The 14,209-nt window shown below is 69.5% G+C and carries 12 protein-coding genes; 8 read left to right on the top strand and 4 right to left on the bottom strand.

The genetic code is table 11. The features are described 5' to 3' along the window. Nucleotides 1–105: 105 nt before the first annotated feature. Both chvE and MKK82_RS04895 read right to left on the bottom strand, forming a co-directional pair. Entirely contained in the window at nucleotides 106–1,128 is a 1,023-nt protein-coding gene (gene chvE / locus MKK82_RS04900; RefSeq protein WP_243984804.1) for a multiple monosaccharide ABC transporter substrate-binding protein, read from the bottom strand. Nucleotides 1,129–1,844: 716 nt separating this feature from the next. Next, nucleotides 1,845–2,594, bottom strand: coding sequence for an SDR family oxidoreductase (locus MKK82_RS04895; protein ID WP_238290129.1), 750 nt, complete (start codon nucleotides 2,592–2,594; stop codon nucleotides 1,845–1,847). Nucleotides 2,595–2,802: 208 nt separating this feature from the next. Here MKK82_RS04895 and MKK82_RS04890 point away from each other — a divergent pair, with 208 nt between their 5' ends. The 5 genes from MKK82_RS04890 to mutS all read left to right on the top strand — a co-directional run bounded on the left by MKK82_RS04890 (nucleotide 2,803) and on the right by mutS (nucleotide 9,184). Further along, a complete protein-coding gene (locus MKK82_RS04890) occupies nucleotides 2,803–4,536 on the top strand; it encodes a patatin-like phospholipase family protein (RefSeq protein WP_243984803.1) in 1,734 nt (577 codons plus the stop codon). 98 nt (nucleotides 4,537–4,634) lie between these two features. Further along, complete coding sequence (locus MKK82_RS04885; protein WP_238290125.1) at nucleotides 4,635–4,820, top strand: hypothetical protein; 186 nt, start codon at nucleotides 4,635–4,637, stop codon at nucleotides 4,818–4,820. Between the two features lie 35 nt (nucleotides 4,821–4,855). Continuing rightward, nucleotides 4,856–5,713, top strand: coding sequence for an alpha/beta fold hydrolase (locus tag MKK82_RS04880; RefSeq protein ID WP_238290123.1), 858 nt, complete (start codon nucleotides 4,856–4,858; stop codon nucleotides 5,711–5,713). Nucleotides 5,714–6,077: 364 nt separating this feature from the next. Continuing rightward, on the top strand, nucleotides 6,078–6,356 hold the full coding sequence (locus MKK82_RS04875) for a hypothetical protein (RefSeq protein ID WP_243984801.1): 279 nt from the start codon (nucleotides 6,078–6,080) through the stop codon (nucleotides 6,354–6,356). Nucleotides 6,357–6,472: 116 nt separating this feature from the next. Then, nucleotides 6,473–9,184, top strand: a complete 2,712-nt coding sequence (mutS, locus tag MKK82_RS04870; RefSeq protein WP_243984798.1) for a DNA mismatch repair protein MutS — start codon at nucleotides 6,473–6,475, stop codon at nucleotides 9,182–9,184. Between the two features lie 28 nt (nucleotides 9,185–9,212). Here mutS and MKK82_RS04865 read toward each other — a convergent pair whose 3' ends face one another. Both MKK82_RS04865 and MKK82_RS04860 read right to left on the bottom strand, forming a co-directional pair. After that, nucleotides 9,213–9,650, bottom strand: coding sequence for a response regulator (locus tag MKK82_RS04865; protein ID WP_238290120.1), 438 nt, complete (start codon nucleotides 9,648–9,650; stop codon nucleotides 9,213–9,215). A 68-nt stretch (nucleotides 9,651–9,718) separates the two neighbouring features. Next, nucleotides 9,719–10,762: a PAS domain-containing protein gene (locus MKK82_RS04860; protein ID WP_243984837.1), complete on the bottom strand. Its 1,044-nt coding sequence runs from the start codon at nucleotides 10,760–10,762 to the stop codon at nucleotides 9,719–9,721. Between the two features lie 238 nt (nucleotides 10,763–11,000). Here MKK82_RS04860 and MKK82_RS04855 point away from each other — a divergent pair, with 238 nt between their 5' ends. The 3 genes from MKK82_RS04855 (at nucleotide 11,001) to MKK82_RS04845 (ending at nucleotide 14,093) form a co-directional block, all read left to right on the top strand. After that, nucleotides 11,001–12,380: an AmpG family muropeptide MFS transporter gene (locus tag MKK82_RS04855; RefSeq protein ID WP_238290119.1), complete on the top strand. Its 1,380-nt coding sequence runs from the start codon at nucleotides 11,001–11,003 to the stop codon at nucleotides 12,378–12,380. A gap of 43 nt (nucleotides 12,381–12,423) precedes the next feature. Further along, nucleotides 12,424–13,362 carry an EcsC family protein gene (locus tag MKK82_RS04850; RefSeq protein ID WP_238290118.1) on the top strand — a complete coding sequence of 313 codons (939 nt, stop codon included), beginning with the start codon at nucleotides 12,424–12,426 and terminating at the stop codon, nucleotides 13,360–13,362. Between the two features lie 77 nt (nucleotides 13,363–13,439). Beyond that, nucleotides 13,440–14,093: an MgtC/SapB family protein gene (locus MKK82_RS04845; protein ID WP_238290117.1), complete on the top strand. Its 654-nt coding sequence runs from the start codon at nucleotides 13,440–13,442 to the stop codon at nucleotides 14,091–14,093. The last annotated feature ends 116 nt before the right edge of the window (nucleotides 14,094–14,209 follow it).

The following is a 14,209-nucleotide window of genomic DNA, read 5'->3' as shown; positions in this document are numbered from 1 at the left end:
GCGCCGCCGGGTCCGGCGCGGGGACGGATCGGTCCGGGCGGGGCCCGGCGGCGCTTACCTGAGCTGGTCGAGCGTGTAGTATCCGGAATCGACGAGCGCCGGCTTCTAGTTGGCCTTGGTGACGATCACCGGCGTCAGCAGATAGGACGGGACGACTTTCTTGCCGTTGTCGTAGGTCTTGTCGTCATTGATCTCGGGGCGATGCCCGCCCTCGATGGCGTCGATCATCGCCACCGTGACCTTGGCCAATTCGCGGGTGTCCTTGAAGATCGTCGCCGTCTGCTCGCCGGCGATGATCGACTTGACTGCTTGTAACTCGGCGTCCTGACCGCTCACCACCGGCAGCTTTACGGTACCGGAGCCGTAGCCGACGCCCTTCACCGACGAGATGATGGCGGTGGAGATGCCATCGTACGGCGAGAGCACCGCATCGAGATGCGCGTTGCCGTAGAAGGCCGACAGCAGATTATCCATCCGAGCCTGGGCGGTGGCCGGGTCCCAGCGCAGGGTCGAGACCTTGTCCATGCCGAACTGGCCCGAGCGCACCACGAGCTTCCTCGAGTCGATGTAGGGCTTCAGCACAGACAGCGCGCCGTCGTAGAAAAAGTATGCGTTGTTGTCGTCCGGAGAACCGCCGAACAACTCGATGTTGAAGGGCCCCTTGCCCTCCTTCAGGCCGAGGGCATCGACGATCGATGTCGCCTGCTGCACGCCGACGATGTAGTTGTCGAACGTGGCATAGTAATCGACGTTGGGTGTCCCCTTGATGAGGCGATCGTAGGCGATAACCTTCACGCCGCGCTCGCCCGCCTTCGCAAGCACGTCGCTGAGCGTGGTCCCATCGATCGAGGCGATCACCAGGATCTTCACGCCCTTGGTCAGCATGTTCTCGATCTGGGCGAGCTGGGTCGGTATGTCGTCGTCGGCGTATTGCAGGTCGGGCTTGTAGCCTTTGGCCCACAGCAGCTTCACGATGTTGTTGCCGTCATCGATCCAGCGCTGGGATGACTTGGTCGGCATCGCGACCCCGATCGGATCGCCGCCGGCGGCCTGCGCACTCGGCGCGGCCAGACATCCCAGGAGCGCTGCTCCGAAGGTGAATCTGAGAAACGACCACGTGCCAAACATGACATTCCCCCCATTTTTTATGAAGTTAGGAATAGACGGAACTTATTGCTCGAAAATACTGAGTTTTACTCGCATATTTTGTAATTTTAGTTCAAATAGATTTTATCAATAGGAGGCTCAGCAATCAAATCCTAGATATGTAGGCGATAAATTTTTTATAATGAAATATTCAATACATCACAACGACGACTCTGAGCATCTGTCAAAAGGACTGAAAAATTTGATGAATGTCTGAGCGGAGACGTCCTTGCTGTTTCCTCTGGCGGCCGCGTTTCGGTCCCGGACGTTTCGTTCCCTGATTTGTATGAGTTAATGGACAGGTCGTCAATCGGGCCGTCAGCATCCGGGTGGCGCTGCACTGGATGAGCCTGTCTGCCAAGGCGGAATCGGCCGAGGCCGTCGGGCCGCGATCCCGGCTCAGGCCACGCCCGCACACTCACCGAGTGGGCAACAGCACCCGCCGGACCAGCGTATCGCGCCGGCGAAACGCCGCGGACCTGTGGCGCATCCGCGCCCACGCCAACCAGAACGGCAGTCCATGCCCGCCCGCCGCCCGCTCAACGACTCACCGCCGCGTCGGCGGCGCGGCGTCGGTCCGACCGGAAAGCCGCCCCGACGTGTCCTTCAGGGATCGCGGGGCGCTCCAGGGCTATTCGAGGCCGCGCCGCGGAGCGCAGGTCGATGTGCGCTCAGCAGCCATGTCCCTCACCGGGCGCTCAGCCACGCCCGACGAACGGCATCTTGGTGGCCATGATGGTCATGAACTGCACGTTGGTCTCCAACGGCAGGTTCGCCATCGTGAGGACCGCCTGGCCGACATGGTCCGGATCCATCACCGCCTCGGGGCGCAGCGATCCGTCCGCCTGGGGCACACCCGCCTTCATCTTCCCGCCCATCGGCGTATCGGCATTGCCGATGTCGATCTGTCCGCAGGCGATGTCGTAAGCGCGGCCATCCAGCGAGGTCGCCTTCGTGAGCCCGGTCACGGCGTGCTTGGTCGCCGTGTAGGCGATCGAGTTCGGCCGAGGGGCATGCGCCGAGATCGAGCCGTTGTTGATGATTCGCCCACCCTGGGGGTTTTGATCGCGCATGATGCGGAAGGCGTGCTGGGTGCACAGGAACAGGGCCGTGAGGTTGGTATCGACCACTTGGCGCCACGTCTCCAGCGGCAGATCCTCCAGAGGCACCGCGGGAGCGCCGATCCCGGCATTGTTGAACAGCAGGTCGAGGCGGCCGAACTTCGCACGGGTCTGCTCGAAGAGGCTCGCGATGGAGCCGGGATCGGTGACATCGGTGGGAACCACCAAGGCCCGATCGCCGATCTGAGCCGCCACCTCTTCGAGGGGCGCCGGCCGCCGGCCGGACAGCACGACGGTCCATCCGCCCCCGGAGAGCGCCAGGGCCGCCGCCTTGCCGACCCCCGTGCCCGCCCCGGTCACGATCGCGATCCGACCCGCCATCGACATGCGTTTCTCCCGGCCCTGCTGGTGTTGTCCGCCTGTAGCGGATGGCGGCCGCGACGCGAAGACACCCGCGTTTCAGATGCGGCACGCGGTCACGAAGTTCGGCCTTTACGCTTAGGCTGTACCGCGTTTGTGGACCGGGGAGGGTGGGGGCGATGCGGCGGTGTCCTGGGAAGAGCCTGCGCCATCCCGCCGGTCCCGTGAGGGACGCGTGAGCACGCCCCTGATTCCGTTCCTGGCCGGGCTCGACGCGCCGGCGATCGATGCGGTGCGCGCCCGGATGGTGCCGGTGGCGGTGCCCGGCGGCCGAACGCTCTTCGAACAGGGCGCGCCCGGGGACGCGCTCTACACCCTCGTCTCGGGGGTCGTCGGAGTCTCGGCTCGCGACCACAACGGGACGCCGACGCGGATCGCGCGCCTCCGCCCGCCCGAGACGTTCGGCGAGATGGCCCTGTTGTCCGACACGCCCCGGGCGGCCACCGTGATGGCGCTGCGGGACTCGCATCTCCTGCAGCTCACCCGGGACGCCTTCGAAGCGGTGATCACCGAGCATCCCCACACGCTCCTGTACTTCGCCCGCATGCTGGCGGACCGGTTACGCGCGGTCTACGACGGCTACTCGCTTCATCACGCCCCGCGCATCTTCACGATCCTCGCGGTGACGGAAGGCCCGGATCCGGCGGATCTCGCGCGGCGGCTCGCCACTAGCTTCGACGCGATCCTGCCCGGTGAGACCGGCTGCCTCACGGACTGGCCGGCGGGCGCCGACGAGACCTGGTTCCAGGATTTCGAGGGCCGGTGCGCGCGCACGATCCTCGCCGCCCGGGAGATCGACTGCCCCTGGTGCCGTCAGAGCCAGCGCCGCGGCGACCACGTGCTTCTGCTCGCCGAACCCGGCGCCCCGCCGCGCCCGGGCGCGGCCGCCTACCTCGAGCGCGTGCGCTCGGACTGGATCCGCATGGACCTCGTGATCCGGCAGGAGGCGGGCGCGCGGCGCCCGAGATCCCTGCATCCCGCGGTCGCCGCCCTGCCATCGGCGCTGCGGATCCAGCTGCGCGACGACTGTCCGGCGGATCTCCAGCGCCTCGCCCGTCTCGTCAGCGGCGCGGCCCGGGGCCTGGTCCTCGGCGGGGGAGGCGCGCGGGGGCTCGCCCATCTCGGAGTCCTGAAGGCCCTGGACGAGGCCGGCTGCTCACCGGATTTCGTCGGCGGCACCAGCATGGGCGCCATCATCGCGGCGAGCCTCGCGATGGGCTGGAGCACCGCCGAGATCCACGCGCAGACCGAGGCGTTCTTCGCAACCAGCAACCCGATCAACGATTACACGCTGCCACTTCACGCCCTGACCCGTGGCGCCAAGGTCGATGCCGGTCTCGCCGCGCGCTTCGGCGGCGTGCGCATCGAGGATCTGTGGCTGCCGTTCTTCTGCGTCTCGTCGAACCTGACGACCGGCAGCACCATGGTCCATCGGTCGGGCGACCTGCCGAAGGCGCTGCGTGCCAGCATCGCGATCCCCGGGCTCCTGCCGCCGGTGCTGTGCGACGAGGGCGTGCTGGTCGACGGCGGCATGATGAACAACCTCCCGGCCGACGTCGCCGCCGGCATGGAACGGGGACCCGTTCTGGCCGTCGACGTGGGCAGCGACCGCGCCTTCCAGGACATGCCGTCGCGCGGCTGGAGAGGCCGGCTCGTGCGAAGGCTGATCGGCTCGCCGCTGGCGATGCCGGGGCTTGCGCCGCTGCTGCTGCGGGCCGCCACCGTGTCGAGCGACGCCCAGAGCCTGATGGCGGCCACCCACGCCACGGCGGTGCTGAAGCCGCAATTGTCCGGAATCGACCTCAGGGCTTGGTCGCGCTTCCGCGAATCCGCAGACCTCGGATATCGCGAGACGCAGGTGGGCATCGCGGGCGGGACACTCGCGCGCTGGCTCGAGCCGGTGCGCTGACGTGTCCACGTGCGGCGCCGCACGCGCACGCTCGCCGGCCCTGTAACTGAACGCGCCGGGCGCCGATCTGTCCTGAGAGACACGGGGAGCCTCCGATCATGACCGACACACCTTCGAACCCGATCCACCCTCATGCCGCCGGGGCGGATCGCGCAACCGCTGGCGGGGGCCTGCTGCAGGGTGCCGCCTTCGTCCTGCTGTGCCTCTGGACCCGGACCTCGCCGGTCCGTCTTCGGGACCAGCTCTCTCCGGAGACGGGCGCCTCCGCGGCGCTCGGTTACTGAGGGCCCGACGGGGCGGCTACGGGGAGCTCGGGCGGATGGAAGTGGCAGACGTAAGCTTTCGCCGGATCGCGCTGCCGCAGGTGACCCTGCACGTCGCGGAGGCGGGGCCGGATGACGGACCGCCGGTGATCCTGCTGCACGGCTTCCCGGAGTTCTGGTTCGGCTGGCGCCATCAGATCGGCCCCCTCGCGACGGCCGGCTTCAGGGTGATCGTCCCGGATCAGCGGGGCTACGGCCTCAGCGACAAGCCGTCCGGAATCGCCGCCTACCATCTGGACCGGCTGGCGGGCGACGTCGTCGCCCTGGCCGACGCCTGCGGCGCTCCGACTGTGCGGCTGGTGGGCCACGACTGGGGCGGTCTGGTCGCGTGGTGGACCGCGAGCCTCCACCCCGAGCGGATCGACCGCCTCGCCATCCTGAACGCGCCGCACCCTGCCGTCGTCGGCGACTACATGCGGCACCATCCCGGCCAGTGGCTGCGCAGCGTCTATGTCGGCCTGTTCCAGCTCCCCCGGCTGCCCGAGCGCCTGCTCACGGCCGACCGGTTTCGCGCGCTGCGGCAGGCGCTGACCCGCACGAGCCGGCCGGGCGCCTTCACGCGGGCCGATTTCGAGCGCTACGTCGCGGCATGGCGGCAGCCCGGCGCAATGACGGCGATGCTGAACTGGTATCGCGCGCTGGTGCGCCTTCCGCGGACGAGCCCGCCCCGGGTTCGGGTGCCGACGCTGATCCTCTGGGGCAAGCGGGACACCGCCCTGCAGTCCGGCTTGGCCGAGGCGAGCCTCGCGTTCTGCGACCACGGCAGCATCCGCTGGTACGACCAGGCCACCCACTGGATCGCGCATGAGGAGCCGGCCGCGGTCAACGCGGATCTGGCACGCTTCCTGGCCTGAAGGACCGGTCCGATCCGAGTCGACGGGCCCCGGCCACCCTGTCGAGCCTGCCGGTGTCAGCGGTTCTTGAAGTCCCCCCCGCGGTGCGAAGCGGGGATCGGGATGTGAACGCGCAAGTCGGCGGCCTCGAGCGCCGAGGCCTTGCGCCACCGGATTGCAGTAAAGATAGGAATTCGCCTTTAAGTTATATCTGACGCTCGATGGCTGATTGCAAGCACGCGCCGGGAGATCAGTTAATCCCTGAACTCGACAAAGGCAGGGGCTTCTTTTCCGGTTGGCGCGCGGAACATTTCAATCGCTTCCCCCTTAGTCTGTGACTTATGAGGTCAAACCGAGGTTCTGCATAATGTCGTTTCGCAATTTGTTGACCGCCGGCCTGCTCGCGGTGGGCGTCCTGGCCGGGACTGCGTCGGCGCAGGCAGCGCCCGCGATGCCGCAATCCGGTCTGGCCGGGGGCGGTTTGCTGGAGAACGTCGCGATGCAACACCGCCACCACCGGATGCACCGGCACCACACCACCCGGCACCAGCGCCGCATGCGTCGCATGAACACGATGCGTCACGGCAGCCCGAACGCGAAGAACCCGGCCATGCGCGGGTATCAGCAGAATCTCGGCAACACCACGAACGGCCCGCGCTACTGAGGTCCGGCCGGCCCCGGATGCTGGGGCCGGCCGCCATCCACTGCCGCGGCGGCTTCTCCCCAGCCGCGTCGGTGCCCGCGTCCTGATTCGCGCGCGGCGCTCTGCTAAGAGGCGCCATGGCCATTCCCGCCGTCCGCCCCGCCGCCGACAAGACCCCCGGCCTCGACCCGACCGGCGCCACGCCCATGATGGCGCAGTACATCGAGATCAAGGCCGCCAATCCGGACTGCCTGCTGTTCTACCGGATGGGCGACTTCTACGAATTGTTCTTCGAGGACGCGGAGATCGCCTCCCGGGCGCTCGGCATCGTGCTGACCAAGCGCGGCAAGCACGCCGGCGGCGAGATCCCGATGTGCGGCGTGCCGGTGGAGCGCTCCGACGACTACCTCAACCGCCTGATCGCCCTCGGCCACCGCGTTGCGGTCTGCGAACAGACCGAGGATCCCGCCGAGGCGAAGAAGCGCGGCCCGAAATCGGTGGTGCGCCGGGAGGTCGTCCGCCTCGTCACGCCGGGGACCATCACCGAGGACCGGCTCCTCGATCCGGCCCGGGCGAACCTCCTCCTCGCCATCGGGCGCCGCAAGGCCGGAGAGGGGGCCGTCGCTTACGGTCTGGCGGCCGTCGACATCTCCACTGGACGCTTCGCGTTGAGCGAGGTCGCGGGCGGCGATCTCGCCGGCGCCATCGCCCGGCACGACCCGCGTGAGATCGTCCTGTCCGAGGCGATCCACGCGGATCCCGCCCTCGCGCGGATCTGGCAGGAGAGTCGGGCCGCGGTCGTGCCGTTGGCACAGGCGGAGCTGGAACCCGCGGCAGCCGAGCGGCGCCTGCGCGAGCAGTACGGCGTCTCCACGCTTGACGGCTTCGGGCAGTTCACCCGGGCCGAGATCGCCGCGGCTGGGGCAGCGCTGCTCTACATCGCGCGCACACAGCTCGCGGCCCGACCCACGTTGGCGGTTCCGAGCCGGGAGGACGGCGGCGCCACCCTGGCGATCGACGCGGCCACCCGCGCCAATCTCGAATTGACGCGCACCCTGTCGGGGGAGCGGGCGGGGAGCCTGCTCGCCACGATCGACCGGACCGTGACGGCGAACGGTGCGCGGCTCCTGGCGGAGCACCTTGCCGGCCCGCTGACCGATCTCGGCGCGATCGCCCGGCGCCACGCGTCCGTGGCGCATCTGGCGGACGATGGCTCCCTGCGCGGCGTCCTGCGGGAGGCCCTGGCCCGGGCCCCCGACCTCGCCCGGGCGCTGGCGCGCACCGGGCTCGGCCGGGCCGGGCCCCGAGACCTGGCTGCCATTCGCGACGGAATGGCGGTGGCCGCGGATCTCGGGGCGCGTCTCGCCGCAATTCCGGACCTGCCGGCGGACCTCGCCCGGTTGGCCGGGCACCTGTCCGAAGCCGATCCGGACCTGATCGCAACCCTGGCGGCGGCCCTGGCCGACGAGCTTCCGCTGAGCCGCCGCGACGGCGGCTTCGTGCGCGGGGGGTACCATCCCGAGATCGACGAGGCGCGGGCCCTGGGCCAGGATTCGCGCAAGGTCATCGCCGCTCTCCAGGCGCGCTACGCCGAGCAGACCGGCTGCCGAACCCTTCGGATCAAGCACAACAACCTGCTGGGCTATTTCATCGAGGTCCCGCAATCGGTGGGTGAAGCCTGCCTCAAGGGACTTCAGAGCGAGTTCGTCCATCGCCAGACCATGGTGGACGCCATGCGCTTCACCAGCGTCGAACTGGGCGGGCTGGAATCCAAGATCTCTGGAGCGTCCGACCGGGCGCTCGCCCTGGAAGCCACCGTCTTCGACGACTGCGCCGCCCGCGTCCTCGCGCGCGCCGAGCAGATCGCCGAGGTGGCCGAGGTACTGGCCGGGCTCGATGTGGCCGCAAGTCAGGCCGAGCTCGCCGTCGAACTCGATTGGCGGCGGCCGGTGGTCGACGACTCGTTGAGCTTTGTCATCACGGGGGGACGGCATCCCGTCGTCGAGGCGGCCCTGCGCCGGGCGGGCGAGCCGTTCATCGCCAACGATTGCGACCTGTCAGGCGATACCCGCGGCCGCATCCGGCTGATCACCGGCCCGAACATGGGCGGCAAGTCGACGTTCCTGCGCCAGAACGCGCTGATCGCGGTGCTGGCCCAGATGGGCGCCTTCGTTCCGGCGTCCGAGGCGCGCATCGGCCGCATCGATCGCCTGTTCTCCCGGGTCGGCGCCGCCGACGACCTCGCCCGCGGGCAATCGACCTTCATGGTCGAGATGGTCGAGACCGCATCGATCCTCAATCAGGCGACGCGCCGCTCCCTGGTGATCCTCGACGAGATCGGCCGTGGCACCGCCACCTTCGACGGCCTCTCCATCGCCTGGGCCTGCCTGGAGCACCTGCACGAGGTGAACGCCTGCCGGGCGCTCTTCGCCACGCATTTCCACGAGCTGACCGCCCTCGGCGATCGGCTGGCGCGGCTGGAGAACGCCACGCTCAAGGTGGCCGAGCATCGGGACGGCGTCGTGTTCCTGCACGAGGTGGTGGCCGGAGTCGCGGAGCGGAGTTACGGCCTGCAGGTCGCGCGGCTGGCGGGCCTCCCGGGCAGCGTGGTGACGCGGGCCGGGGCCATTCTCAAGAGCCTGGAGAAGGCGGAGCGCGGCCGACCGGCGCGGGCTCGGATCGACGACCTTCCGCTGTTCGCCGCCCTGGCGCCGCCCCCGCCGCCGGAGCCGCCGCCCGAGGATCGCCTCGGCACGCTCCTCGACGCGATCGATCCCGACACGCTGACCCCGCGGGAGGCACTGGATGCGCTCTACAGGCTGAAGCGCGAGCGATTGGCAAAGAGCTGAGCCGCTCTGCGCTGGATCGGCTGGAGCCTCAACGCGGCGCGGGCGAGAAGCCGTCCGGCAGATCGGAGTCGCTGCGGCCGGCGCGCCGGTCCGCCACGTAATCGAGGGTGCTGGCGACGACCCGCTCGGAATAGGGTTTCGCGATTACCCCGATGGCCCCGGCGAAATCGGGCGGGATGCGCTTGGCGTTGGCGGTCATGAAGACGACGGTGGTGCGCCGGTCGGCCGAAAGCACCCGCGCAACCTCGATGCCGGTCGGACCGTCGACCAGATGGATGTCCACCAGGGCGACGTCCGGCGCCGTGGTTTTGGCCATGGCGATGGCCTCGGCCGCGTTGCCGGCGACACCCACGGTGACGTGGCCGAGGTCATCGAGGAGGCATTCCAGCTCGAGGGCGATGAGCGCCTCGTCCTCAACGACGAGGATGCGAAGGGCGGCTTCCGCGGCTGCGTTCCCCGACCCCATGTCCACTCCGTTCTCCGACGTGAGCACCGCCGAGTTTGCCGCGACCTTGTAGCGTCAGCACGGAATCCTCAAGACGATCCCTGGATCGGAATGTCGATCTCCACGGTGGTGCCGGGTCCGGCATCCGCCCACGCGATCGTCCCGCGCATCTGGCGGACCACCATCTCCACCAGATTGCGTCCGAAGCCCGCCGGGTTCGGGGGCACCGCCGCGAGGCCGACGCCGTCGTCCCGGATCGTCAGGTGCATGCCCGATGAGGTCCGCCGGGCGGCGATCGACACCACGCCCTCACGCTCTTCCGGGAAGGCGTGCTGAAGGGCATTCGCGGTCAACTCGTGGAGAAGAAGCGCCAGCGGCGCGGCCATCGCGGCGGCCACGGCGATCGGCTCGACATCGGCCTCCACCCGACGCCGCCCCGGATCGAGGCCAGCGTTCATGTCGGCGAGTAACTCGGTCGCGAAGTCGCCGAGGTTGAAATGCGTGCAGTCGCCCTCCGAGTAGAGCATCCGATGGGCGGTCGACAGCGCTCCGATGCGCTCCGCCATGCTCTGGAGCGCGTCGCGTGCCTCACCCTCGGGAGTGCGTCGCGCCTTGAGCAGCATCAGCGAGGAGATCACCTGGAGGTTGTTCTTCACCCGATGATCGACCTCGTGGAGCAGGGCCGTCTTCTGCTCCAGCGCCGCGCTCAGATCACGCGTCCGCGCGTCGACCAGACGCTCCAGTTCGTCGTTGGTGCCGCGCATGGACACTTCGAGCTGGTGGGTGTGCGTCATGTCCGCCTGAGCGGCGTAGTAGAACGCCACGCCCTCGGCATCGCGCACCGGCGTGATGGTCATCGCGTTCCAGAAGGTGGTGCCGTCCTTGCGGTAGTTGAGAAGTTCCACCGAGATCGGCTCGGCCGAGCGAACGGCATTGCGGATCCGCGCGACGGTCGCCGGGTCCGTGGCCGGTCCCTGGAGCATGCGGCAGTTGCGCCCAATGACTTCCTCGACATCGTAGCCCGTGGCCTGCAGGAAGGCGTCGTTCGCCCAGGCGACCGGGTTGTCGGGCGCGCGCGCGTCCGTGATGACCATCGGTGACGGACTGCTCGCGAAGGCGTCGACCAGCGCCATCGGCGGTGGACTGGCTTCGATTCGAATACTCAACGCACTCTTCCATGCACGGGCGATGTCAACCGTTCGTCCGGCGGCGCCTCCCTCACGCCGCGATCCGCGGGTGGTGAACACCGCGTTAAGCAAGCTTCAATCAAGATTGGGGCGAAAAACATCACAATCCAGCGAAAAGCCCTGCGGCGTAAGGCTGCCACGATTTCGCGGGATCAAGGCCACGCAGGCTCAGGAGTTCCATGCCATGGCCAACCCGCCACAGGCTGTGCACCGCTTCCGTCTCCGCGACATCGTCGAGGATCGGCGAATCGTGCTGATGCTGGCCCTCGGATTCTCCTCGGGCCTTCCGCTTCTGCTGGTGCTCGGGACCTTCACGCTCCGGCTGGCTTTCTCCGACATCGACGTGCGCGCCATCGGGCTGTTCAGCTACGTGGCGCTGCCCTACTCCCTGAAATTCCTCTGGGCGCCCGCCATCGACCGCCTGAACGTCCCGGTACTGACCGCCCGGCTGGGGCGTCGCCGGGCCTGGATGGTGACTACGCAGGCCGCCGTCGCCCTGTGCCTCGTGCTGATGGCCTTCTCCGATCCGAAGACCAACCTCGCGCTCCTCGGTCTCGGCGCCTTCCTGGTGGCGTTCTGCGCGGCGAGCCAGGACGTCGTGATCGACGGCTGGCGCATCGACGCGGCCGGAAGCGATTTCCAGGGCATCCTGGCGGCGACGTCGAACCTCGGCTACCGCCTCGGCCTGATCAGCGCGGGCGCCGGCGCGCTGTTCATGGCGTCGTCCGGCGGCTGGACGCTGGCCTACCTGATCATGGCGGCGCTCATGCTGGTCGGGATGATCGCGGCCCTGCTGGCTCCGTCCTTCGATGCGCCGCGCCGGGTCCGGGCCGAGACGCCCGGCCGGTCGCGGTTCTGGTCGATGCGCCGCGCCGTGCTCGAACCGCTGACCGAATTGCATGGCCGCTTCGGCAACGCCCTCTGGGGCATCCTGCTGCTCGTCGCCCTGTACCGGCTGCCCGACTTCCTGTCGGGCGTGATGGCGAGTCCCCTCTACCGGACACTCGGCTTCGACCTGAAGGAGATCGCCACCGTCACGAAGCTGTACGGCATCTGGGTCGGCATCGCGGGTGGCTTCGCGGGAGGCTGGGCGCTCGCCCGCGTCGGATTGTTCCCGACGCTGCTCCTCGGCGCCTTCCTGGCCGCGTCCTCGCACCTCGCCTTCGCGTGGCTCTCGGCCGGGCCCGCCGACATCTGGCGCCTGACCGTGGCCATCTCCATAGAGAATTTCTGCGGCTCCTTCGCGGGGATCGTGCTGATCGCCTACATGTCGAGCCTGACCAGCATGGCCTACGCGGCCACGCAGTACGCGCTGTTCTCCTCGCTCTACGCCCTCCCGGGCAAACTCGTGGCGGGCTCCTCCGGCTTCGTGGTCGCCGCCATCGGCTATCCCGCCTTCTTCGTCATGACCTCGCTGGTGGGGATACCGGTCCTCGTCCTCTGCCTGGCCGTCGGGCGCCGGAACGGCCAGCCCCCGGCCGAGGCGCCGGCGGCGGGCGAGGCGGGGAACCGCATCCCGGGGCCCGAACTTCCTTCCACGGCGCGAGCCCCGGGGGCGGCGTGAGCCCCGCGGGCGGCGTGAGCGCGACAGAACCAGGAATCCTCGGATGAGCACGAGCGACCTCACCCGCGTCGAGACGACGCTTCCGGCGGCGACCCCGGAGGCGATGCTGAGCGAGGCCGATCTGGCCGCCCTGCGACGGGCGGTCCAGGTGCTGGAGCGGCCGAGCCTCGCGGCCCGCCTCTCGGCGGCCGCCGGCGCGCCCCTCGACATCATCGGACGCTCGCTGCCCGCACCGGTGACGGAGGCGGTCGGACGAAGCACCGAGGCCGCCATGCGGGGCGCGATGCGCGTCGCCCTGGCGACGCTGCCGCGCACGGATCTCGCCCCGGCCGAGGACGACGGGCTCGGGGCGGCGGCCGCGAAGGTCGAGAGCCGGGTCTCGCGGCTGCTCGGTTCCGGGGACACCAAGCACAAGGCGATGGCGGCCCTCTCGGGCGCCCTCGGCGGCGCCTTCGGACTTGCCACGCTCGCGGTCGAACTCCCGGTCTCCACCACGCTGATGCTGCGATCGATCGCGGAGATCGCCCGAGAGGAGGGCGAGAATCTGGAGACGCCCGAGGGCGTGCTCGCCTGCGTGCAGGTCTTCGCTCTGGGCGGCCGGGCGGCGGCCGCCCCGGAGGCGGGCTCCGCGCTCACGGAGAGCGGCTACTTCGCGGTCCGCGCCGCCCTGGCCAAGACCCTGGCGGAGGCGGCCCGGTACGCCGGCAGCAAGACGCTCCTCGACCAGTCCGCCCCGGCGCTGATCCGCTTCACGGCACAGATCGCGGCGCGTTTCGGCCTCGTGGTCTCGCAGAAGGTCGCCGCGCAGGCCGTGCCGATCCTCGGCGCTTTCGGGGGTGCCGCGGTCAACACGGCCTTCATGAACCACTTCCAGGGGACCGCACGGGCCCATTTCACCGTCCGGCGCCTGGAGCGCGCCTACGGCGCCGCCGCCGTCCGGGCCGCCTACGAGGTCGAGAAGGCCGCCCTCGGGGTTGCTTGATAGCCGGCTCATAATCCGCGAGTGTCCCGGCCGCGCGGCGCGGGAACGGGGAGGCGGTCCTGATCGGCAACGGCGAGATGGTGGCGCGGCTCGCGCTGGCAGCCCTGTTCGGCAGCGTGGTCGGGCTGGAGCGCGAGCGCCTGCTCTGGGCCGCGGGCCTGCGGACCCACATGCTGGTCTGCGTCGGCTCCTGCCTGATCATGCTGGTCTCGGCCTTCGGCTTCGCCGACGTGCTCGGCACCGAACACGTGGTGCTCGACCCGTCCCGGATCGCCGCGCAGGTGGTCTCCGGCATCGGCTTCCTCGGAGCCGGCACGATCCTGCTGCGCGGCGAGGTGGTGAAGGGCCTGACCACGGCGGCGAGCCTCTGGGGCGTGGCGGCGATCGGGCTTGCGATCGGCAGCGGCCTCTACGTGCCGGCCCTCGCCACGACCGCGCTGATCGTCGGCATCCTGGCCGGCGTGAAACCCTTCGAGGAGCGGTGGCGCGAGCGGATGCGGGCGCACACGCTTCGGCTGACGGTGCGCCGGGGCATGATGTCCATCGACACCCTGCAGGCCGCCACCGGCGAGCGCGCCTCGCGGGTGCGGACCTTCACGGTCCACCCGAGCGACGATCCGGCACTCGACGCGGTCACCGTCACCTTCGTGCGCCTGTCGCGCACGAGCGTCGCAACCATCGCGGCGAAGCTCCGGGCGATGCCCGACGTCGTCGCGGTGGCGGAGGAGTGAGCCGGCACCCGGGCGCATTGTCGAGGCGCAAGCGCGGGTCCGTCATCGCGCCCTGAGCGCAGCGCCGCGGGTCGGCGCATCGACGGGAGTCCTGGCCCCTGGCCGCATCACGCCCG

Origin of the sequence: Methylobacterium sp. E-046 (assembly GCF_022829625.1) — a bacterium.
Classification (GTDB): Bacteria; Pseudomonadota; Alphaproteobacteria; order Rhizobiales; family Beijerinckiaceae; genus Methylobacterium; species Methylobacterium longum.
This window is presented reverse-complemented; position numbering and strand designations above follow the sequence as displayed.